Annotated in this window: 27 protein-coding genes and 1 pseudogene; 7 read left to right on the forward strand and 21 right to left on the reverse strand. The window is 26.1% G+C overall.

Annotated elements, in window-relative coordinates; all coding sequences use genetic code 11:
- Positions 1-9: 9 nt before the first annotated feature.
- A complete protein-coding gene (locus EXC62_RS01050) occupies positions 10-720 on the reverse strand; it encodes a glycerophosphodiester phosphodiesterase family protein (RefSeq protein ID WP_026390874.1) in 711 nt (236 codons plus the stop codon).
- A 106-nt stretch (positions 721-826) separates the two neighbouring features.
- Here EXC62_RS01050 and EXC62_RS01055 point away from each other — a divergent pair, with 106 nt between their 5' ends.
- From EXC62_RS01055 to EXC62_RS01070, 4 genes are all read left to right on the forward strand, one after another.
- A complete protein-coding gene (locus tag EXC62_RS01055) occupies positions 827-1,282 on the forward strand; it encodes a GAF domain-containing protein (protein ID WP_026390875.1) in 456 nt (151 codons plus the stop codon).
- 84 nt (positions 1,283-1,366) lie between these two features.
- Positions 1,367-1,756 carry an Hsp20/alpha crystallin family protein gene (locus tag EXC62_RS01060; RefSeq protein ID WP_026390876.1) on the forward strand — a complete coding sequence of 130 codons (390 nt, stop codon included), beginning with the start codon at positions 1,367-1,369 and terminating at the stop codon, positions 1,754-1,756.
- Positions 1,757-1,921: 165 nt separating this feature from the next.
- Positions 1,922-2,659, forward strand: a complete 738-nt coding sequence (locus EXC62_RS01065; RefSeq protein ID WP_026390877.1) for a LytR/AlgR family response regulator transcription factor — start codon at positions 1,922-1,924, stop codon at positions 2,657-2,659.
- Positions 2,649-4,013, forward strand: a complete 1,365-nt coding sequence (locus EXC62_RS01070; RefSeq protein WP_026390878.1) for a GHKL domain-containing protein — start codon at positions 2,649-2,651, stop codon at positions 4,011-4,013. Before EXC62_RS01065 ends, EXC62_RS01070 begins: the two co-directional genes overlap by 11 nt.
- Here EXC62_RS01070 and EXC62_RS01075 read toward each other — a convergent pair.
- The 6 genes and pseudogenes from EXC62_RS01075 to EXC62_RS01095 form a co-directional block, all read right to left on the reverse strand.
- Positions 4,010-4,693, reverse strand: coding sequence for a hypothetical protein (locus tag EXC62_RS01075; protein WP_026390879.1), 684 nt, complete (start codon positions 4,691-4,693; stop codon positions 4,010-4,012). The two genes, EXC62_RS01070 and EXC62_RS01075, sit on opposite strands and share 4 nt — an antisense overlap.
- Before the next feature lie 79 nt (positions 4,694-4,772).
- Positions 4,773-5,546 (reverse strand): IS1595 family transposase, encoded by a 774-nt coding sequence (locus tag EXC62_RS01080; protein ID WP_162849126.1) that lies wholly within the window; start codon positions 5,544-5,546, stop codon positions 4,773-4,775.
- A 27-nt stretch (positions 5,547-5,573) separates the two neighbouring features.
- Positions 5,574-5,675: pseudogene (locus tag EXC62_RS09185) on the reverse strand (IS1/IS1595 family N-terminal zinc-binding domain-containing protein); the annotation flags it as partial.
- Positions 5,676-5,977: 302 nt separating this feature from the next.
- A complete protein-coding gene (locus tag EXC62_RS01085; RefSeq protein WP_162140168.1) occupies positions 5,978-6,433 on the reverse strand; it encodes a GNAT family N-acetyltransferase in 456 nt (151 codons plus the stop codon).
- Between the two features lie 65 nt (positions 6,434-6,498).
- Positions 6,499-8,016, reverse strand: a complete 1,518-nt coding sequence (locus tag EXC62_RS09010; protein WP_332307594.1) for an HAD-IC family P-type ATPase — start codon at positions 8,014-8,016, stop codon at positions 6,499-6,501.
- The gene (locus tag EXC62_RS01095; RefSeq protein ID WP_162140169.1) at positions 8,000-8,188 is read right to left on the reverse strand and encodes a hypothetical protein; all 189 of its coding nucleotides are present in this window, start codon (positions 8,186-8,188) and stop codon (positions 8,000-8,002) included. The genes EXC62_RS09010 and EXC62_RS01095 overlap by 17 nt, the downstream gene beginning before the upstream one ends.
- A gap of 122 nt (positions 8,189-8,310) precedes the next feature.
- On the opposite strand from EXC62_RS01095, the gene EXC62_RS08760 reads away from it, so the two are divergent.
- The 3 genes from EXC62_RS08760 (at position 8,311) to EXC62_RS01105 (ending at position 9,682) form a co-directional block, all read left to right on the forward strand.
- A complete protein-coding gene (locus tag EXC62_RS08760) occupies positions 8,311-8,475 on the forward strand; it encodes a hypothetical protein (RefSeq protein ID WP_156907457.1) in 165 nt (54 codons plus the stop codon).
- A gap of 80 nt (positions 8,476-8,555) precedes the next feature.
- On the forward strand, positions 8,556-9,059 hold the full coding sequence (locus EXC62_RS01100) for a transcription repressor NadR (RefSeq protein ID WP_026390392.1): 504 nt from the start codon (positions 8,556-8,558) through the stop codon (positions 9,057-9,059).
- Positions 9,060-9,130: 71 nt separating this feature from the next.
- On the forward strand, positions 9,131-9,682 hold the full coding sequence (locus EXC62_RS01105) for an ECF transporter S component (protein WP_026390393.1): 552 nt from the start codon (positions 9,131-9,133) through the stop codon (positions 9,680-9,682).
- 20 nt (positions 9,683-9,702) lie between these two features.
- Here the strand turns inward: EXC62_RS01105 and EXC62_RS01110 are convergent, their stop codons facing one another.
- The 14 genes from EXC62_RS01110 to EXC62_RS08765 form a co-directional block, all read right to left on the reverse strand.
- Complete coding sequence (locus EXC62_RS01110; RefSeq protein ID WP_026390394.1) at positions 9,703-10,089, reverse strand: YbgA family protein; 387 nt, start codon at positions 10,087-10,089, stop codon at positions 9,703-9,705.
- A gap of 62 nt (positions 10,090-10,151) precedes the next feature.
- Complete coding sequence (locus tag EXC62_RS01115) at positions 10,152-10,973, reverse strand: hypothetical protein (RefSeq protein ID WP_162849127.1); 822 nt, start codon at positions 10,971-10,973, stop codon at positions 10,152-10,154.
- Between the two features lie 38 nt (positions 10,974-11,011).
- Complete coding sequence (locus tag EXC62_RS01120) at positions 11,012-12,370, reverse strand: InlB B-repeat-containing protein (protein ID WP_129747409.1); 1,359 nt, start codon at positions 12,368-12,370, stop codon at positions 11,012-11,014.
- A 189-nt stretch (positions 12,371-12,559) separates the two neighbouring features.
- Entirely contained in the window at positions 12,560-12,745 is a 186-nt protein-coding gene (locus tag EXC62_RS01125) for an SGNH/GDSL hydrolase family protein (RefSeq protein ID WP_026390396.1), read from the reverse strand.
- 69 nt (positions 12,746-12,814) lie between these two features.
- Positions 12,815-14,116, reverse strand: a complete 1,302-nt coding sequence (locus tag EXC62_RS01130; protein WP_026390397.1) for a hypothetical protein — start codon at positions 14,114-14,116, stop codon at positions 12,815-12,817.
- Positions 14,103-14,897 carry a hypothetical protein gene (locus EXC62_RS01135; RefSeq protein WP_162140170.1) on the reverse strand — a complete coding sequence of 265 codons (795 nt, stop codon included), beginning with the start codon at positions 14,895-14,897 and terminating at the stop codon, positions 14,103-14,105. The genes EXC62_RS01130 and EXC62_RS01135 overlap by 14 nt, the downstream gene beginning before the upstream one ends.
- Positions 14,894-16,054, reverse strand: a complete 1,161-nt coding sequence (locus EXC62_RS01140) for an ABC transporter permease (RefSeq protein WP_162140171.1) — start codon at positions 16,052-16,054, stop codon at positions 14,894-14,896. The genes EXC62_RS01135 and EXC62_RS01140 overlap by 4 nt, the downstream gene beginning before the upstream one ends.
- Positions 16,041-16,703, reverse strand: coding sequence for an ABC transporter ATP-binding protein (locus EXC62_RS01145; RefSeq protein WP_026390400.1), 663 nt, complete (start codon positions 16,701-16,703; stop codon positions 16,041-16,043). The genes EXC62_RS01140 and EXC62_RS01145 overlap by 14 nt, the downstream gene beginning before the upstream one ends.
- Positions 16,688-17,515, reverse strand: a complete 828-nt coding sequence (locus EXC62_RS01150) for a hypothetical protein (RefSeq protein ID WP_026390401.1) — start codon at positions 17,513-17,515, stop codon at positions 16,688-16,690. The genes EXC62_RS01145 and EXC62_RS01150 overlap by 16 nt, the downstream gene beginning before the upstream one ends.
- Positions 17,516-17,590: 75 nt before the next feature.
- Positions 17,591-18,505, reverse strand: coding sequence for a hypothetical protein (locus EXC62_RS01155; RefSeq protein WP_162140173.1), 915 nt, complete (start codon positions 18,503-18,505; stop codon positions 17,591-17,593).
- A gap of 3 nt (positions 18,506-18,508) precedes the next feature.
- The gene (locus EXC62_RS01160) at positions 18,509-19,351 is read right to left on the reverse strand and encodes a hypothetical protein (protein ID WP_026390403.1); all 843 of its coding nucleotides are present in this window, start codon (positions 19,349-19,351) and stop codon (positions 18,509-18,511) included.
- Positions 19,352-20,104: 753 nt separating this feature from the next.
- Positions 20,105-20,773, reverse strand: a complete 669-nt coding sequence (locus EXC62_RS01165) for a GDSL-type esterase/lipase family protein (RefSeq protein ID WP_052589831.1) — start codon at positions 20,771-20,773, stop codon at positions 20,105-20,107.
- Positions 20,774-20,923: 150 nt separating this feature from the next.
- Entirely contained in the window at positions 20,924-23,053 is a 2,130-nt protein-coding gene (locus EXC62_RS01170; protein WP_026390405.1) for a copper-translocating P-type ATPase, read from the reverse strand.
- Positions 23,054-23,068: 15 nt separating this feature from the next.
- Positions 23,069-23,323 (reverse strand): metal-sensing transcriptional repressor, encoded by a 255-nt coding sequence (locus EXC62_RS08765; protein ID WP_162140174.1) that lies wholly within the window; start codon positions 23,321-23,323, stop codon positions 23,069-23,071.
- Positions 23,324-23,607 lie beyond the last annotated feature (284 nt).

The following is a 23,607-nucleotide window of genomic DNA, read 5'->3' on the forward strand; positions in this document are numbered from 1 at the left end:
CTTTTATCTTTATCCATTCGTTGTTATATAATCAACGTTATATTCAATCATTTTCTCAATTGTTTTAAAATCATTAACAGTCCAAACATTAACTTTTATTCCATTATCGTGGAATTTTTTGATATTCTCTTTTTTTAATGCTCCATAATGGAAATCCACATCAAACTTAAACTTCTTGCATAAATCAATCAAACTATCATCATATTTATCTAACAAATACTGAATAGGAATATTTTTGTCAATTTCTCTTACAATAAGTAAATTATTCAAATCAAATGATATAATAACAGTTTTATTTATATCACCATGTTCTTTAATAATATCAAACATTCCTTTTATTTCTTCTTTATTAAAGATTGCTTTTATTTCTATAATAGAAACCTTATCGTATTCCTTACATATCTTTAAATACTCTTCTAAAGTTGGAATATTAATAGACTCATCGAATTTTTTAGTGTTTATGTCAATGAATGGTAGATTTTTTAAAACATTGTATTCTGTATTTTTAATTATAAAATTACTTTTAGCCAATCTCTTTGTATCATCGTCATGGTGAATAATATATTTACCATCTTTAGTCAAATGAACATCACACTCAATACCATAAAATGCTTTTTTACCCGCTTCAATAAATGCTTTTTTAGTATTTTCCGTTTCTTTAGAGCTATATCCTCTGTGAGCAACCAGTTTAACTGGTAGATCAAAAATATCTTCTTTCATTAAATGGACCTCTTTTTCTTTAATATAAATAATTTTACCATATTAAACCAATGATTTATCTATTTTTGGTATAATTAAAGGAACATTAAAAAGAAAAGGTGAAACCATGAATTATGATTCTTTATTAGCATCTGCTAAAGCATTAATAGACAATGAAAAACATGAAATATCATTACTCTCAAATATATCCGCTTTTATATATCAATACATTCCCAACTTAAATTGGTCTGGATTCTATTTAAATAAAAATGAAGTCCTAATATTAGGTCCTTTCCAAGGTAAGATTGCTTGTAGCATTATTGAAAAAGGTAAGGGTGTATGCGGAACTTCTTTTCTAACTAAGAAATCAGTTGTTGTTCCAAATGTACATTTATATGATAATCATATTGCTTGTGACTCAGCCAGTAATTCTGAAGTTGTTATTCCAATAATCATTAATAATACTGTTTATGGTGTTTTAGATATTGATAGTCCATTAATTAACAGATTTGATGGTGAACTAGTTATTTTTTTAGAAAAAATCGTTATTTACTTAACTGAAAAACTCACTTTTTGGCACTAAAAGGTTGACAGTGCCAAAATCAAATGTTATAATATATCTGTATCTAAAAGATACATAAAAAATTAAATATAAGGAGTGATATTTATGTTTGATCTTTTAAGAAAAGACAAAACCTTTTTTGATGATTTCTTTGGAGAAATAGCTGGTTCTAAAAATGCCTTAATGAAAACAGACATTAAAGAAAATGACACATCCTACACATTTGAGATTGATTTGCCTGGCTTTGATAAAAAAGATATTAAGGTTGGAATTGAAAATGGATACTTAACTGTATCTGCTTCTAAAAATGATGAAGTCGAAGAAAAAAAAGACAATTATATTAGAAGAGAAAGACACTTCGGTTCATTCACTAGAAGTTTTTATGTAGGTAATGTTAAATTAGACACACTTGCTGCAAATTATAAAGATGGTATTTTATCAATTGATGTTCCAAAAGAAATCAAAGAAGAAACTAAGTATTTAGAAATTAAATAAAAAAAATGGGAAGTTGTAAAAAACTCTCCCTTTTTTCTTTTATTTTAAACTTTTTAATGGTTTTTAAGACAAAATGCCCGAAAAAATAACACTTATTGACATATAAGTGTTATAATTAAATTGGACTATATTATCAACTATAATAAAAAACAAGGGGGTAATAAGATGGTTTCTATTGCTTTATGTGATGACGAAAAAATATTCTTAAGTCATTACGAAGATAAGATTAAGTCTTTATCTCAAAAGTTAAAGATTAACCTTGAAATCATCAAATTTACTAGTGGTGAATCACTATTATTCTATCTAGAAGACTACCCAACACAATTCGACATAATTTATTTAGATATCTTAATGAACACTACAAATGGTATAGACATTGGAATGAAAATAAAAGAGATTAACCCAAGTATTCAAATTATCTTTTTAACTAGTTCTGAATCATATGTCTATGATGCTTTCAGTGTTTCACCTGTCAATTATCTTATTAAAGATAGAGACAGCAAGAAATTTGATGAGGTTTTTAAATTAGCTATTAAAAACGTTAATGAGTCTTTTGATAAAGATGTTTTTATTCATGAAACAAGAGCCAAAAAACTCATCATACCTTATACTGATATCGTTTATTTTGAAGTTTATAAAAGAATCATTATTATTCATCTAAAAAACAGAGAAACTATTCAAATATATAAGGCATTAAATGAACTTGAATTTGAATTAGAAAAGAAAAAGTTTGTTCGTGCTCATCGTTCATACCTAGTTAACATGCAATATATAAAAAATATTACTAATCAAAGTGTTAATTTAAAAACTGAGGAAGAGGTTCCATTAGGAAGAAAATACATCACCATTGTTAGAGAATCCCTTAACGACTATCTATTTGGGGGTGTAATTAATGACATTTAGTATGATTGCTGCATTTATTTTTTCTACAATTTTTTTAGTTTTATATATTGATAACTATAAACACTATTTTCATTTCAGAAAAAATGCCTGGATATCAATTACGATTTTTGTTTTGATATCTTTTATACCACTGTTTAACTTCCCATGGTTAAATGACTATATTCACATCAGATCAAGCATAACACTTGTAGGTTATTTTGTTGCATTATACTTTATGTTTAAAACATCAATTCTAAACGCAGCTTTTCTTTCTCTAAACTTTATTTTAAAAACATATGCATCATACTTAATTGTTTCTTCAGTTATTGCAATGATAATTAATGAGAAAGTCTCAATAGAATTAATTAGTCCAGATCAATACTATTACATAACATATGTATTTTCGTTTTCAATAGCAATCATTTTCATGTTTATTTTGTATAAAATAGTTCTAAAACAAAAAATGCTACGTTTCTTTGAAAATAAAACTTTTATTTTCTATTCAATTGGTATACAAGTTATTTTGTTGATTAACCTTGTTATTATTACAAGTGCTACTTCTTCTGACGTATCAAAAGTCTGGTATAACATAACAATTCTAATTTTTTCAATATCAATTTTAGTAATCTACTTTTTCACAAGAATTTTTATTACCAACGTTAATTACTTAGCAGCCTTCAAATATCATAGTGATTATTTAAAAAAACAACTTGATTTCCAAATTATCCACTATAAAACTCAAGAACGCCAAATTAATGACTATTTAAAATTCAAACATGATTATAATAAAACAATTGATTCAATAAATATTTTATTAAACAATGGTCAATATGATGCAATCTCAAATATTTTGAATACTTCCAGAACAAATCTTAAAAATCTACATATAAATTATCGTGAATACTCCAATAACGTTATTATTGATGCCTTACTGAATGACTATGCTTCTAGATTCAAATCAATTCAATGTAGTTTTTCTTCAATGAGTTACATACCATTAAATGTTTCTCTTAATGAATTAGATTTGATTAGATTATTTTATAATGTAATGGATAACATCTATACTGCCGTATCAAAAATTGAAGATCCAAATGATCGTTCAGTTAAAATAACAACTAAAAATAGAAATGGATTTCAAGCAATTATCTTTATTAATAGTGCTATAAAAGTTCCAGGACAAACAATTAAGAATAATAAATTACAAACAACAAAAGCTGATAAAGCAGTGCACGGTTTTGGTTTAAATATTATCAATGATATTGTTGAAGGTATTAATGGATTTGTTAATTACGAATTAATTAGCACCGATCCAAAAATTAACTATTTTAAATTAACAATAATGATTCCTGATTACACTAAAGAAGATAAAAACTAATTAACTATTTTAATTAGTTTCATCTCAATTAATTTATTCTTATCAATATAGCCAACAGTATAATCTACTGTTGGTATTTTATTTATTTTTTCATATTGCATCATGTACATATCAATAAGTTCTTTTGCATATTCTAATAATCTTGGTCCATTTACAATCAGTAAAGATGGCGTTGTTTCATGCATTCTTGCATATGAAACATCTTCAACATTATATTTTTTATTATAAAGTTTTTGTGGCGAGATATTATAATAGACTTTTAAATTATTTCCATGAATCCACATTTTTAAAACAGGTTTACCTTTGTGCATAAAACGCTCATATTTCCATGATTTTTTAACATCAACATTTGGAAAAGCTAATAAATAGTTTTTCAATTCGCTAAATCGTTGTTGTGATTCAATTGGTGCTAAATGCATTCTTGCTTGAAAACTATAATTATATTTTATTGATAATTTCAAATCGTTTTCTTCACTTAAATCATCATTAATTATCGCTTCACTTTCATCTCTTAAATCAGAATTAAAAATTATTTTATTCGTTTTAGTATATAATGTTTTAGGTACTTTTTCTTCTTTTTTTGGAATTGTCAGCAGCAAAATTACTACTGCTAAAATTATAATAACAACGATTAATAAACCTAAAATAAAATATATATTTGAAATCATAAAATTTCTCATTTTCATCTTCCTCCTTTGCTGTTAGTATTTTATACTTTTTTTCTTTTTTTTTCTGGGGTGTGTAGATAATAGTTGATATTTATCTGTTTTCCAGAATTTCTGTAATACCTTTGTCTTTCATAAAATCATCAAAAGTAACTTCTTTTATTGATTTTAGAACTCTTTTAAATATACTTTTAATCATTTTATTTTTAGTTTTAATTCTTTGATTCATATTTTTAATATTATGATACGCTAAATAGTTTTGCCTATAAACGAAAAAATTCAAATAGTGTTGTAAGTTTTTAAGTTTATATCCAGAATGTTTATAGAGAAATCTTTTTAATATACTATGATAATTGTCTACCATTATGGTTGAATATTCTCCAGTTTCATCTTTTCTTCCATTGATATTTTCCACTTCAAATTGATTCATGAATTGATATGTTTTAGTGTTCCCGTCATGAATAAATTTTTCAACTTGTCCAATATTGTCAGTGAAATTATCAATGAATTGCTGAGGGAGAGGCATTGCTCTGGATACTACTTTAGCTACAGATACACCATATATATTTACCATTGTGACTACACATAACTGGTTAAATGAGAGACCTCTAATACCTTTACCATCTGGTCTAACATGTTTATAGGGTTTTTCTCTAATACTAATGAATGTTTCATCAATTACGATCACTCCACTTATCTTCAAGTTTTCTTGATAGTTCTTTAATGAATGAAATATAATATATCTATAATATAAAACTGTTTTAATATTAATATCAAGATTTCTTGCAATAACTTCCAGCGTAACATCATCAATCATAAAAGCTATTAACTTTTTGATTTTATAATCACTTAACTTAAGATGTTTCATTGGAGTCTTATCAATTATGAAAGTTTTTAAACAACTCTTACATTTATATCTTTGTTTATTATTTTTGTCTTTTCCATTTTTTATTAAACTGTTAAAAGAACCACATAGATCACAGTTTTGGTTCTGCATTGACGTCCCTTTCTACTATAAAAGCGAGTGTTTTATCCTAAAGGAACGTCGCCAAACAATCCAGGAATAAAACACTCGCTTTTATAGTTCCTTTATTAAGATTGTTTGGCATTATTATTATAACATTGTTTTTATTTTTTTATAATGGACTTAAAGCTTTTGTTATCGTTATTTAAGCATAGTCATCAACTATTATCTCCACATCCCAGTTTTTTTTTATTCTATTTGTTCTAAACGACATTTTTAATGTTCCAAAAAACAAAAAAGACCAAATATTTTTAGTATTTAGTCTTTACAAAGTTTTATTTTCTTTTTTCCATAACTTGTTTAAAAGCTTCAAAACCTAGTTTTTCATAAAAATTAATTGCACTACTATTTTTACTCCAAACATTTAATCTAATCTTATTAACCTTAACTTCTTCATCAATGTATACCATCAATTTTTTGCCTATATTTTTACCTCTAGCTTTTTCATCAACACAAAGATCATCGACGAAAAAATAATCATTTTCATACCAACCAATTAAATAACCTAAGACAATTTCATTTTCAAGGTAAACAAAAATCTCTATTTTTTCATTATTCACTAATTGGCTAACTTCATTAATATTATACTTAGCTTCATCATTTGGAAAAAAATCAGGATATAGATTATAATGAAGTTTTGCTATTTGTTTCAGCAATTCATAAATTCTTACAACATCTTTGTTTTCTGCTTTTCTAATCATTTCAGAACTATTTAAAATACTAATAATCAACATCTCCCTACGTCTTAATTCTCTTTACTTGAACATTATATCATAAATGCTTTTCTATTAACTTGTTAGACTTCTTTTCTTTTATTTTTTATCGCTTTATAAATCTCATCAAATCCAACTAAAATTATTGGACATACAATTAAAATTAAATAATCTACTAATGTTAGTGAAGTTGTTCCAAATATATTTTGTAAAAATGGAATGTTTGTTATTAATATGAATACAATAACCTCTACTAAAATACCAATATACATTAGATTGTTTTTTTTCTTAATCGTCTTAAAAAATGATAAAGAGTCTGATCTACATGCAAAAACATTTCCTATTTGTGCAAAGATTACTGCCCCTAAAGCCATTGTAGATGCATAGTGATAAGTTTGCATTGCATGCTCTCCTGCAGTATTTGCTATTACTTCACTACCAATTTTTGATATATCATTAAACATATATCCATTTTGATACCAAACAAAAATAAAGACTGCAAACGATAAAACTGCTTCTATAAGACCTAAGAATAAATATGATCTAACCATTACTTTTTTATTAAACAAATGATCATTTTTTGTTCGAGGTTTTTCATCAAGCAAATCAGGATTAGGTTCTTCTGCACCTAACGCTAATGCAGGTATTAGATCTGCAAGTAGGTCAATTGCAAGAATTTGAAGGACTGTTAATGCAGGCGGTATTTTAAAGAATATCATCATTAAAATAGGAATTAATTGAGCAACATTTGAAGCAAGAACGTATGTCATAAACTTCTTTATATTTTCATATATTCCACGACCTTCTAAAACAGCTTTTGAAATAGTTGCAAAATTATCATCTAATAAAATCATATCAGCACTGTTTCTTGCTACATCTGTACCATTTTTACCCATAGCAATCCCCATATGAGCCGATTTTAATGCTAATATATCATTTACACCATCACCTGTAACACCAACTATTTCTCCACCAAGTTCTTTAACAAGTTTAAAATTAGCTTTTAATGTTTCGTTGATTTCATAATCTTCATTATTCTTATCATTTATAATATAAAGAGCCTTCCATGGCGCATAAAATGCTCCTGCAGTTCTTGCAGTCCACTCAATACTTTTAATCGATGATGGTGAACCACTAATACAAACTAAAAAATTTAGATTTGAAAGATTCTTTAACCCTGGTTTACTATACTTTGCATGATCTAAAACTTTTCCAAGTGCTAGTGATCTAAGTGATGTAAGTTGAATTTCAGATATATCTTTTAAATAGTAATTATTACTTAGTCTATTCATAAGTTCATTAACAGGTATATCAACAAATTCAAGCGAATCTGCATTTAAAAATATATAATCTGGAATGGTTGAAATATTTTTAAAATCATAGATAGTTGTTTTTACATATTCTTTTAAACTCTCAATATTAAATACATTCAATGTCGTATAAACATTTATTCCATTATTAAGAAGTTCAATAACATCCTCATAACGATACTTATTTCTTGATTGTTTACTATTATCTTCTAATCGATCTAAAACAACAGTTGTAGCTTTCATTCTAATTATTGAATCAATATCAATAACACCATCAATACCATAAACAATATGAGGAAGTTTTTGAAGCTTTTCGTTTTATTTCAATATCATTAATCAAAACATCAGCAATAATAACTTTTTCTTTATTTTGATATTTTTCGATTATTTCTTCAATCATCGTTCTTGTTTTTGCAGTTTCATAAAAATATCCAAAATAAATTTTCAATTTACCTTTTTTCACATAACCACCTCCATCATTCATTACAATTATACCTTTTTTAATATTTTTTTTGATATATGAGCATTAATTATTAACACTATCTTAACACCAAAATAGATATAATAATCTCAAGAGGTGGTATTTTGAATCTATTACTTAATAAAAACATCAAAGTTACTTTCAATGATTCTGTAATTATTGGAAAACTTGTAAAATGTGAAGATAATTGTATAATAATTGAAACAAATGAAGGTATTACACAAGCTTCACTTCAACAAATTAAAAAAATTGAAGAACTAAATTTATAATGACTTCCTTAAGGAAGTTTTTATTTTTAACTAACTTATTATATAATAGATATATGAAACCAAGTTTTGGAGGTAATTATATGAACGGACAAGAACGCAGAAATGAAATACTACATATTTTAAATAATTCTAAACTTGAAGTAAGTGCTACATCACTTGCTAAAAAATTTGCTGTTTCAAGACAAATCATCGTTGGTGATATTGCTCTTCTTCGAGCATTAGGTCACCGAATCACCGCGCTACCAAAAGGTTACATAATTGATAGTAACCAAAGTGAATACAACAGTTTTAATGTTATCGTTAAACATACTCCAAAAGAAACAATAAAAGAGTTAACCGCTCTTGTTAATGCTAATGTTATAGTTTTAGATGTAACGATCAATCATCCTACATATGGGATTTTAAAAGGTGATTTAAATATTAAAACATTAAAAGATATCGAATTATTTTTAAAAAATAGACCTAATCTATTATCATCTTTAACAGATGGAGTGCATGTACATACATTACTTTATAAAGATAAAAAAGATTTAAATGCTGCACTCAATGCTTTAAATGAACTAGGATTTATCTATAACGACTAACCTGTCTTGACATATAAACTAAATAGTAGTAAAATCTTAAGGTGTCAAGACATCTTAGGAGAGTGATTTAAATGAAAAGAAATTTAAAACGATTAACATTTGCTGCTGTTTTAGGAGCTTTAGGAATTGTTATTCCTTTATTTATGCCGAAAATTGTTATTGGAGATGCTTCTTATACTCTAGCAAGTCATGTTCCATTGTTCATAGCAATATTCATAGGACCTGATGTTGCCTTTTTAGTCGGTATTGCAACAACAACCGGCTTCTTCTTAGCGCTTACCCCAATAATCGCTGCTAGGGCATTTTCACATCTTTTATGGGCAATTCCAGCTTCATTCATTTTTAAAAAATACAAAGATAGTATTTATAAAACAAAATATAATATCTTAGCAAATATAATCATTGGATTCTTCCATGCTTTATTTGAATGTTTAATTGTAATGTTATTCTATGTTGGAAAACCAAGTGAAATAAATTCAATTCTAACAACAATTTTTATTCCTATAGGAATTGGTGGTTTTATTCATAGTTTAGTTGATTTCCAAATTAGTATTTTAGTTTATAATAGAATAAATGTTCATATTGAAGAACAAATATTAGAAACAAAACCTAAAAAAATATAAAAGGACCCTAAAGTCCTTTTTTACTTTATACTATCAAAATAATAACTATTAAGTAAATATTCTTCATTATACTTAATACTAAGGTCTAATAAATATTTTTTTATTATTACTAAATCAATTTCGTTTTCGTTGTATTGCCTAAACAAATCAAAAAATGTTTTTTTCTCTGATTCATTACATTTTCTCTTAAAATATCCCCAGACATGTTCTAATGCATTTGATGCATTTTTTCTGTTTTCAGAAAGTTTTATTGATTCATTAACTAATTCAAAAAGCTTTTGTTGACTAATCTCTTTATTCCTAAAAAGTCTCCTGATTTCCAAATATTTTTTTTGAGATCTTTCTAAAACTAAATACTTATACTTAGCCAACTCCTTTTCTAATTCGGTTAAGTTAATAATAAACACCTCATTTTTTCTTTATTATATCACTAAAAGAAAAGGAAGGTAGCATTTACCTCCCTTAAACTCTATTTAAAATTTGAATTATTAACTATTTTTTCACCTTCAACAACTATCGCTATTATTGAACCTACATAATTCTTACCATTCCAATTTACAACCGTAAATTCAATTTCAACTTCTACATCTCGGTAATTATCTAAAAAGCTTAATTGTTTTCCACTTGAAGAATAAACTGATATTCTATTTTGATCATTATCTTCTAAACTATATCTAGTATAAAAATTAGTTTCTTCATAAATGACTTTCGCAGTTATTAAATAGACTTCTGTTGAATGATCTTCAAGTTTATTTAAATTTAGAAAATCTTTTAAAGTCTTACCAATTTTAAAGCTAGTAGTTGAATATTCATGTGCACCACCCTCATTAACTACTAAAACGGCTTCTTTAACAACAATTTGACCAACAGCAGTAAGTTCATTAGTGTTCTTATCGTAAGTTTTACCTACGTGCGTTTTTATTCCCTCAATAACAACTTTATTACCAAGTTTTATTTTAGATAATTCATCGCTTGTTGTTTCAACTGCAATAACTCCAGTTTCATCGATTAAATAAAAACCAGTTTTATTAACTAGTGATGCGCCAACTATTCCTTCTAAATAAACTTTTTGATCATCAGGTTTTGTTATTGCATCTGCAATAGTTATTAAGTTTACTTCCCTTTTTTCTTTAACTTCAATCTCTATTACTTCACTGAATATGTTTACTCCATCGATACCTTTAATCGTTATTTTTGTTTTACCAATATTCTTGGTTCTAAAAATCACTTTTCCGTTTACCTCTTCAAAATAAGCAACATCTTCATCACTTGAAGAATATTCCAATTTCACATTATTAATCAGTAATTTTTCATTTGTCACTAAAGTAATTAATTCTTTATCTGGTGAAAATGAATAATTATACTCTTTTCAAATTGATCTACTCCATAGTACTTAACAGCATAAATCGGATTATATTTTGAATCATATTCAAATAAATCTCCAATTTTTATTGGTATAAAACGGTATTGAATTCCACTTGCTGTAGACTTTGCATTAATAACTGAAAGATAAACTGTTCTAAGTTGGCCATCATACTCATCTAACCATGTAAAATCACTACCATTATTCATTGAATATGTGTATGAACCGGTTTTATCATCTAAGTCATTAAAATAGTAATTTACAAATCCAGTACCTGGAACTTTTTTAATGTATGCATTAGCACGATATATTGACCCAGTAATATTTTCAATACGAGGATTTGTTTCCATTAATTCTTTGATTGTTTTTTGTTGAATCCAAGTTTCATCAAAACTACTATTTAATTCTTTCTTTTCTAATAAAACTATATCAGCTAATTGGATTGCTCCTTCATATCCATGTCTAGATGCTTGATTTTTTTCATCTTCTAATATGAAGTTTGTTCTTATACCAGCCACTTTGATAGTATCTCCTACTTTAACAGTTGAAGCTATATTATTATCATATAGATAAATAGCATTGGTATTATCAACTAAATAAACACCATTTGTTTTTTTTCCATTAGCATATGTTATTTGTGCTACTACACCATTTACTATTACTTTATGATCAATCTTTTTTGTTCTTGCATCAAGAATTGTTAGTTCTTCATATTCATCCAAATCAATATTACTATTTGGCTCACCTTTTTCATATTTTATTAGCACTGTTTTATTTAATTCAATTTCCTCATTAAACTTTTTCAGTGGACCTCTTAAAACAACAATATCTCCCACTACAGGTTTTTGAATTAATTCTGAGTACTTTTCGTTATTACTTCCATAAACACCATAAACTGATATTTCATCATTCCCATCAGAAATAATCATATTTCCATATTCCATTTGATTTATAGTTTTAATTTTTCCTTTAACCATATACTTATCTTCTGAAACTTCTCCGTGTGATAGTTCTACTCCGACTTCAAGCAGTTTCTTTATTGAAATATAAAAGTTTGCATAAATTTTTGTATTTTCTTTAAGTGGTTTACTAAAGTCAAATAATACTTGATATTCTTCATCCTCATACCAATCATCAAATACATATCCATCTTTTAACGGATCACTTAGTCTTAATAATTTACTACCATCTTCAACTTTATCGTTACTAAACTCTGTATTAACAAACTCAACAACATTCTTAGTTATTTCAGGTTTACATGATACCAAACCAATAACTCCCATAACAACTAATACCAAAACTACAAATTTCTTGAATACGTTCATTTTCTTTTCTCCTCTCTATTTTAAAAACAAAAAAGGACACAAAAAATTAAAAAGACAATTCCTTTTTAATTTTGCGTCCATGTATTCACGACGGGGGTGGAATAATATTCACTTCTATTTCACACCCACATTATATAAAATCTATAACCTTAATTCAATACATTTTTTATTATTTCAACTTATTTACACTTAAAGCTTTTTATTCAATAAACCAGTAACAAATCGGTATCCATTAATATTTAAATGTAATCCATCATATGTATATTCTTCATTCATATTTCCATCTTTTAATAATTGTTCATAGAAGTTTAAATATCCAACATTATCTATTTTACTAACTGCCTTTTCAACTTTTTGATTAATAGATTCAATCACTTTATATCAAAATCACAACAACAAAATTTTAGAATAATAATATTCTTTGTCCTACTAAATTATTTCTTTTTACTCCAAATATTGAAATTTCATCAAATATATTTTTTTTATTAAAAAAAACCTAGTAATACGACTTATTTTATCCATTATTATTAATAAAATCAAAAAGAATAAATTTAAGAGTCCAAAATTTATGACATAGTTAAGTTGTTTGTTGTTTGTTACATTGCCAATTACAGGTAAATTTGCATATCCATATCCATAAAACTCCCCTGTTAACAAGTCTATCTTTGTTTTATATTCAATATATTCTTGTATTGTACCAACTAATACGTAGAATAGTAAAATAAGGCTATTAATTACCAGTATTTTATATGTGCTTTCTTTTTCAATACGATAAATCATTGCCTCTTTTAAGAAAAAGATAAAACATATACTACTCCCAATTACATGGAAAACAATTGTATCAAAGGTTAAATATGTGAAAAAATTACTATTTTTACCTGTATACAAAATCAAAACATTTAAAACCATTAATGGAAAATTAATATATGCAACAAACTTATTTGCTAATTTATTTTCCAGTATAATTGCAATAATCATTAAATAGGATGAAAGTCCACATGGTGAATCTGGTAGAAAAAAAAATAAAAAAGAGTTGTTATGAATTATTGTTGCTTTTCTTAACAGTGAAGAAACTATTAATGATAAAGTAATTGTGAAACAAAATTCAAAATTATACATTATATTTTCTCTATATAGCCAAATTATTCTGCATAAAATAAAAGTAGTTAAAATCATTAAAAAGTAAATGGGGGATAACATCGTCACTTTATTAATTAAATCACTAGACTCCATCACTGGCATCCCATTTTCAAAGGGAACCAATGATGTCCTATGAAAAAGAATTGATGGAAACAGTAGTATAATTATGATTAAAAACTCAAACCATCTTATTATATTAAACTGAATTTTACATCTAATTAAAACTTTAAAATTGTAATATAAAAAGATTACAGATAATAAAAGAACAAGAAAGTCTTTAATATTCATCGCTCTATCTAAGTGAAATAGTTTTTGTACTACTACTAAGAAAAATATGATTATTGAAAATAAACTTAAAGTGCTATCCATATCGTTTATTTTAATTATTTTAGGAATACTAACTATACTAACCCAAAAAAACATATAAAATAGAAGAACTTCAAATGACGAAATAAACATTTGATTTTTTTTAATATCAAATCCAATAAATGAATAAACGATTTCTGTATCAAATGATAAAAAAAACAATATTATGACAACTAAAAATACATAGATATTTTTAACAAACTTTTTAATTTCTTTTCTATTCTTTTCAATCATTTTCATTACCAATATATACCTTATCATGGCCTGATAATTCACTTGTTAAAATAACAATACTATTTCCTACTTCAATATAAGGAAAGGTAACTATTCTTCCACTTTTTAGTCTATTATCAAATACAACAATACTCGCAATACTATTATTTTTCTTTTGAACAAACTTACTATCTATGTAAAAAACATTTTCCTGTATATTTAACTGTATAAGGATCTCCACTTGATCACTAAAAGCATTTTCAAAATTTACAATACTAGTAGTATATATATAACCTGAATCGATAACCTTACATTCTGCAATTTTTGTCCCAATAACCTCGTTAGATGTATTAATCCATAGCAGCTGATTAACTTCATATCTATTTTTTGAATAAAAATCAATTGTTATATTATCAGTAGAAAGTATAAGTATATAAAAATTATCTTCTCTCCTTAAAATTTGAATTATAATTCCAGCAGCGTCATTTAAAAAAAACTCTTTATCGTCATTAGTGTATAACAAATCTCCCTTATTTATCTTCAAGCCTGGCGAGATTTTTAATTCAGCTTCTATAGGTATCGTAACTTCAATTAGTTTTCTATTTACATTTCCTACTTCATTTTTTCCTTCATAAACGTTTCCCCAAAAAATAACTCGTTCATATTGAATTTCGTGGTTATTTATGGTTTGCAGAGTTTTGGTAAATTTAAAATCAGATACATTTTTGCTCATAACAATAAAAGGTAATGAACAAAAAAAGCATATCATTAATATAAAAAATAAATATTTAATCATTTTAACTATCATTTAAAATAATCACCTACTCTTCTATGTTGGCTTGCAATAAATATACATGTATTTACAATAAAGAAAAAAGCATATAATAGAATTGTTAATGAAACAAAAAATTCTATTTTAAGATTAATATTAACCCTATCGAAATATGTAAATTCCTTCATACTCTTGTAACAATACCAAATAATTGTTGTAGTCACAGAAATACATACCGTTGAAAACACATTTACCAAGTTTTTAACCATGACATTTTTTAACAATTCAATGAAACTTGCACCAGTTACTAATATAATCCCAAATTCTGTTCTTTTTTCTTTATAATAAAAAAATGAGATTATCATATATATTAAAAGAGAAATTATACTCATGGGTACATATACATATTTAAAGTTAGAGTGATTTTTTTCCTTCATATTTCGAATCTGTGACTCATGACTTTTAAAATCAATAATTTCAAAAGAGAAATTATCACTAATTACTTTAGAAATCATTGACACACTTTTATTTTTTGCATCTATTAATATGGAATCAATTAAAGATTCTTCATTTAAACTTTGCTTTGGAAAAAAAACGATAGTACTAAATTTATTAGAGTTAATGATAAAATTATTAAAATTTTCAGTTTGAAGTAAAGAGTCATAAAATACCCCAACAACAACCGCCTCATATGTATAGTCATTTGTCCTCATGATAATTCTTTTCCCCAAAGAATTTTCCATACCAAAATATAATGTTGAAAAAAACTCTGATATTATAATAGGAAAATATTCTCCTTTAAAATCTGCATCTATAAAATCTCTACCATACTTAAACTTAATTGAAAAATATCTGCTATTATCACCTATATCTTTTCTATCTGTTCCTTTTATTTTCCCATCAACAGGCTCACCAATAAAATTAACAATTGAGTTATCATCAACCTTAAAATCTAGCCTTTCGAAATAGTATCTAAGTCTTGCATCTTCAAAGGCGTTTTTAAGCCGAATTATATCGTTAACATTAAATCCTTCTTTCTCTTTAATGACCAGTTTATTTTGCTCGATAAAGTAAAAATTATTTTTAATTTTTGCATCTTCATCCTTATAAATTACTAAAGACAAAACTATAGAAATAATGCAAAAAATATATGAAAAAAAATACATTGTATTTTTCGATTTATAAATTATCATATGCTTTGATTTCACCGCTTTCCAACACATATACATGTGTTGCATACTTAATCAAACTTAAATCATGAGTGACCATAATAACTGTTTTCCCCTTTTTTTGTTCATCACTTAAAAGCCTCATAATTATATTTTTATTATAATTATCCAAATTTCCTGTTGGTTCATCAGCGAATATAACACTTGGATTAGAGACTACTGCTCTGGCAAATGCAACTCTTTGTTTTTCTCCTCCAGACATTTTACTTATTGGAGTTTTAATTAATCTTGTTAACTCTAAACTTTTTATAATATCATAAACATATGGATGAATAGTTTCTGTATCAAACTTTTTTCTCCACAAAGTAATATTTTCAACCATTGTTAAGTACTCTACCAAGTTATAGTTTTGAAACACAAATCCAAAATTCCTACCTCTTAAAGAGTTTAAATTTCTAGATTTTTCAAACAAAAATTGAGAATATTCAATTGATCCACTATCATATTTTTCTAAAGTAGCTATAATATTCAATAAAGTACTTTTTCCACTTCCACTCTTTCCAATTATCATAAGAAAATCACCTTCATAAATATCCAAATTAACATTAACTAAAACACAATGATTTTGATAATTTTTTCTTATGTTCTTAAGTTTAATTAAAATTTTACACATATAAAATAATCCCTAAGATCTAAGTTTGATTGAAAGAATATATATTCACCACTTATGAAAACAATATCAACTTTTATTATTTCCATTTTTTTACTAGTTTTATTGTAAAATAGAAAACTTTTAGCACCAATATCTTCACCTATAATCTTTGAAATAATAGAAGGGATTTTATATAGTGAGTTATAATGAATTCGCTCTATAACAATTTCACAATTAGTATTTTCGAATAAATATGTGTTTGAAATATCACTTTTATCAAAATCAAGTTTGAAATATTTATAAATTCTATTTGAACTTATATCATAACTTATTTTTTCAAGTATCAAAAAAACAATTTTATTATCAATATATGCAAAATAGCTATCCGTAAAATTAGTGTCAAAATCTTGATGGTTTGTAATGTCAAATTTAAAATGAATAGAATCATATGCGATAATATTAATAGTATCATTATCTATTGACTGAACTCTTCCTGTAACAGAAGAAAATATTTGTTTTCCATTTTTTCTTCCAATAATATCTCCCCTTTTAACATAATCACCAATTCTAACATCTTGTTCTTCATATTCAATCTTTGTAATAATTAAATCTGTTATTTGGCCTGTTATTTTTTTTTCTTGTTGTGCACTTCCCTTATTTATATCAATTTTTGTATATCCCTCAAGTAAACTTTCCTCGTCAAAAAAGAATTCATTACTAGTTTTTTCTTGAAAAGAGTTTAAGTACAACACATATATCATTATCAAAGCTGAAAACATTAAAATTGAAACTGAAATTACTATAATCCAACTTTTAAAAATTCTCCTATCCACTTCTTATCCTCCTTTTTTAACTAGATGTCTAGAAAAGCAGTCCCCAAATAATAAAATTTTGAAAACTATTTAATATCAGCGTTCTATTGCTTCATGAAAATCAGAAATATCAATCTCTTTTATATATTCAATTAACTGACTCATTGAGTAATTGGACATTCTATAATCAGGGAGTGGAAATTTTATTTTTCCTTTCATAGAAGATTCTAATGTCACAAACAAAATAGTATTAAATAGGAATACATTATTGGTTAAGGACATGGTTACCTTTAAATCCAAGTTAGTTGTATTAATCTTTTTATTAAATTCAATTTTCTCGTATTTTTTATCATCCGTTATGTCTTCAATGCTTCTTTCTCTCATAAAAGAATTCTCGAAATCTATTTGTAAAAATTCTGAAACTTCAATTTTTGATAAATAATATGAATTTCTAGCATCCAAAAGCTGAAATGAATACTTTGTAAGAATTGATGTTCTATCCACTTTTTCTATTGTTGATGAAAGTTGATTAATATTATTAGTTTGGTTTCTAAAGATAGGCTCACTCGAAACCTCAAATTTCAGGTCGACAGGAAAAGTCATAGACTTGTTTTCATATCGAAGCACTAATTCTTTTATTACTCTATTTTTAAAGCTTAAATGCGATATGTATGTCTCAAAACAATACAAATAATATATTCCTGATGATGTTTCATTTTTCTTTTCCATGTATGTTTCATTTTTTTTATATTCAAAGTTTACTTCAGTACCAAAAGAATCATACATACTTATACTTTCTATTTTTATTTTCTCAATATCCGCAAAAAAATAAAAAATGAATTTTTCATCTTTTATTTCATCAGTATCAAGTAAAAAATGCGATGCATAATAAATTGCATCATCAGGTTTATAATACTTATATTCAATATTAACCTTTTCTTTTTTACTACATGAATTACCAACTATTAAAAACATGATAAATAAACACATAATAAATATTTTTTTAATCATATTTTACTCCAATGTTAAATAATTATTACTTTTCCAATTATAATATTCTGAATAATTATTTATAGACCAAAGATTTTGATAAAAACCAGATGAATAAACTGGCACGTAATTTACAAATTCAGTTTTTTCAGTACCAACATAACTAAATCCGCTATATTCATATCCACCTTTTTTATTAGTTCTAGTCCTTACTTCCGCTGTTATAGTAGTTTTAACTCGTTGCTTATATGCTTTGTTTGCAAAAAGATAATACATATAGTAACCATATGGTGTCAAACTATCACCAGTAACTGAAAATGATCTGTTAACTCTTAGGGATTCTGTTTTAGCATTTGCCCATTCCTTTATAGAGCCTGATTCAACTCCACCTGTTATTTCTGCACTAAATTTCCCATAAAGAAAATTAACAAGTTCAGGTGTTTCATATTTAATAGTTGCCCCTAAATGCCACGAAAATGTTTTAGTATGTGAATACGAATCAGTTACTTGTGAACCATATTCATAACTTATTATTTGTGGAAAGCCAATATATTGATCTTCAAAAATTTTTGCAACAGGTACATTATTAATAGTGCCTGGAGTTGAGTAAAATTCATGTACTATCTCATATCTATATTGTTGATTTTTTTCATTAAACTCTTCTTCAATGATCTTATTTGATCTTCCAACATAAACGCTTATTGGTGTGTTTATATCGGAAGGACTATTGGTGCCAGTGCCACTTCCACCACCATCAAAATAAATAAGATCATATATTGGTTTACTTGCATGCACCGTCGGTGCTCCAATCCAAAATATAGTAGTTGATAATACTAATATCATAACTAAAATAAATATTTTTTTCATTTCCTATTCCCCTTCATAATATATAGTCTATATTTAGATTCGAAAATCTACTATATAATAATTAACCTATAAAAACAGTAATTGATATCTATTAGCTATTTAATATATCATTTAATCTAATAGGTATATTTTATTTGGAAATCTTAATGTTTACTTATTTTTTAACAGAAAAAATATATATTTTACTTTATAATACATCCTATTAAATAATACAAACTTTATTTTTCTTCCAAATTTTAACCATCTTCCATGTATAAGTATATCATTTTTTTATTATAAAACAATTTTTTTCATGTTTTTGTTGATTTAAATCAAATTTATATGTCATTTTAATCATTTTATCTAATTAAGTAAGTTTTTATTTAAAAAATATTAATTAAAAAATATTAATATCAATTTATTAGATTTAAAAATATTTTAAAATTATAGAAAAATTTTCAATTTTAATGGCATAATTTAGAAACTTCATCAACATTTCAAAACTATCATTATCAAAAAATTAAGAAACAAATAACCGACATAATAAATATGTATATGTCCGATGTAAAATAGTTTTTAATTAATCCTAGTAAAGATTTATATGTCATCTGAATCTACATTAAGAGTTTACTTTAATAGTATATTTGTATCTTTAATTCTTTCTATTCCTAAAATATAATTTACTCTATAATAAAAAGGACACAAAGATTAAAAAGTTCGTCCCTTTTTAACTTTGCATCCATGTATCATTATGAAGTAGAATAATATTTACGCTTATAGCTTTTTATTCAATAAACCAGTAACAAATCGGTATCCATTAATATTTAAATGTAATCCATCATATGTGTATTCTTCATTCATATTTCCATCTTTTAATAATTGTTCATAGAAGTTTAAATATTCAACATTATCTATTTTACTAACTGCTTTTTCAACTTTTTGATTAATAGATTCAATCACTCTATTTGTTCTAGATTGAACGGATGATTTAAACTTTTCGTTTTCATTTACTGGATAAATTGAAATTACATATATCTTAGTATTTGGTAACTCTTTAATTGTTTTATTGCATATATCAACAATATTTTTAACAGTTAAATCATTATCAATGCCTCTTTCAATATCATTTGTTCCAATTAATAAAAACATTTTACTTGGTTTTAAATCTAAAATATGTTCGTTTATTTTATCTAAAACTTGAGTTGAAGTAATAGCACTAATTCCTCTGTTATATACTCGTATTCCTTTGGGAAACATTTCATTCACTGGATACCCTGCAGTTATTGAGTCACCTGCTAAAACTATATTACCGTATTCTACACCTTTATTTAATTCTTTAAAGTTCTCAATAGCTCTTATATGATCACCATACATCCATTGATTAAACATTTTATTTAGTTTTTCTTGTTCCTCTTTAGTCCAAATTATTTCTTCCATATCCATACTATCACGTCCTTATGTCGTTTTAGTCTATGATACTATCTTATTATTTTAATAACAATATCATTTTAGTAGATTTTCGTAATTTACTTTGTTTTTATAAATTCATTTAAGTGTTCTGATGTATATGAATTTAATTTCATATAAAATGTACTACTTTTTTATTCTTAAAAGCTTTGCATTTACCGCAACAACTATTGATGATGCAGACATTAATATAGCTCCAATTGCAGGAGGTAAAATGAATCCTTGATTATATAAAATACCAGCAGCAAGTGGCAATGTTATTAAATTGTATGCTGTTGCCCATATTAAGTTTTGAATCATCTTATTATATGTTTTTTTAGATAATTCTAATAATGCAATGACATCTTTTGGATTTGACTTAACCAAAATAACATCAGCTGTATCAATAGCAACATCAGTACCAGCACCAATTGCAATACCCAGATCAGCCTCTGCAAGTGCAGGAGCGTCATTGATTCCATCTCCAGTCATTGCCACAATATAACCTTTTGCTTTTAAGTCTCTAATTTTTTCTGATTTTTGATGTGGTAATACTTCTGCTATAACTTCGTCAATTTCTAGCTTTTTACCTACTTTTGCTGCAACACCAGAATTATCACCAGTTAAAAGAATTGTTCTTATTCCTTTTTCTTTTAAATCTTTTACTACTTGATATGAAGATTCTTTAATTTTATCTTCTAATGCAAATGATGCAATAACTTTATCTTCTTGCACTAAATAAATAACTGTTAACCCATCTTCGCTCATTTCATGGTGATGATGGTTATCAAAGTTAATTCCATTTTTAGTTAAGTATGCAGGAGATACGATATAATATTTTTTATTATCAATAAATCCTTCAATCCCAACACCAGGAGTATTAGCAAAATCTGTAACTTTTAGTGATTTAGAGTTATTAGTAAGGGCATATTCAGTTATTCCTTTAGCTATAGGATGATTAGAATATTTCTCTAAACTATATGCATAATTAATAACATTTTCTTTTGTTTCACCATATGTATGAATATGACTTACATAAAACTTCCCTTCTGTTAAAGTACCTGTTTTATCAAAAACCACTGCATTTATTTTTCTTGCATTTTCAAAACGTTCACGCTTTTTAATCAACAATCCATTTTTAGCTGCAATACTTGTAGATACACTAGTAACAAGGGGAATTGCAACACCAAGTGCATGTGGACATGCAATAATAACTACGGTAACCACTCTTTCTAACACGAAATCTGCTGGTTTACCACTAAATGACCAAACGATTGCTGTTATTGATGCTATCACTATAGCAAGGTAGAATAAATATTTAGCAAATGTATCTGCAAGTCTTTGAGTTTTAGAACGATTCATTTGTGCATCATTAACAAGTGTTATTACTTGTTCAAGATAAGTATCTTTCCCAAGTTTAGTAACTCTTACATAAATACTTCCATCACCATTAATCGTTCCTCCAATAACATCATCATTAATTTCTTTTAAAACTGGAACAGATTCCCCTGTAATCATCGATTCGTCAAGCGTTGATTTTCCTTCAGTAATAATTCCATCAACCGGAACTTTATCACCGGGTTTAACTATTACGATGTCAGATATTTTTAAATCGGATATTTTAGTAACAACTATTTTATCTTCACGAACTAAATTTGCTTCACTAGGCATTAATTTAGTAAGACTAGTTAATGCATTACTTGCAGCAACTGCGGACTTCATCTCTAGATAATGGCCAAGGAGCATTATTGTAATTAAAGTTGCAAGTTCCCAAAAAAAGTCATGACCTTTAAGTCCAAAAACAATCGCACTACTATATATGTAACTAATACCCACGGCAAGTGAAATTAAACTCATCATAGCAGGACCTTTCTTCTTTAACTCATCTTTTGCTCCTACAAAGAATGGCTTACCACCAATTAAAACTAGTACTGTTGCAAGAACAAAAACTACAATTTGGTCATATTTAAATCTTAATGTAAACTTAAGTAGTTCTTGAACCATAGGTGATAGTAAAACTATTGGGAGTGTTAATATCAAAGATAGGAAAAATAGGTTTTTATACTCTTTAATCATTTTATTGTGATCATGTCCTCCATGATTCATATGATTGTGGTGATTATGTTTACCATTATTAACTTCATCATGCTTATGAATCATATGCATATTATTATCTATATGATTATGATGCTCCATATGTTCATTATGATTGTGTTCATGTTTCTTAGTATTTTTTTCTTCATCATGATTATGATGATGATTATGTTTTTCATCCATATCTTTATACCTCTTTCATACTAATTTTTTAATTAGTTTATTAATCTCTTCAATCTTTAAATCTACATCGCCAGCTTCAATAGATTCTAGTACACAACTTTTTAAATGATTACTTAATATATCTGCTTGTGCTTTTTTTAATAATGCAATAGTCGCATTTATTTGTGTTGATATATCAATACAATATCTATCCTCTTCTGTCATTTTAACTACAGCTTCAATTTGTCCTTTTGCTACTCTTAAGCTTTTAAGTGCCTCATTATGTTTCATTCAATCATCTCCTATCCCCTATATGGGGGGTATATTTTCATTATACTCTTATTTTTATATATTTTGCAAGTTATGCACATTGAAATATATATATACAAAATCTGAACAAAATAAAAAACAAGGATACTAAAAGTATCCCTGCTAGATAAGCTATAACCCATACTTACTTATCCAAAAAAGTTTTTAGGCTTAGTATTCTTGATCAATCATCCCGTTATTTTAACTATATACAATAACAAATAAATAATAATAGATAATGAATAAACAATAACGTATCATTAACC

Origin of the sequence: Haploplasma axanthum (assembly GCF_900660745.1) — a bacterium.
Taxonomy (GTDB): Bacteria; Bacillota_I; Bacilli_A; order Acholeplasmatales; family Acholeplasmataceae; genus Haploplasma; species Haploplasma axanthum.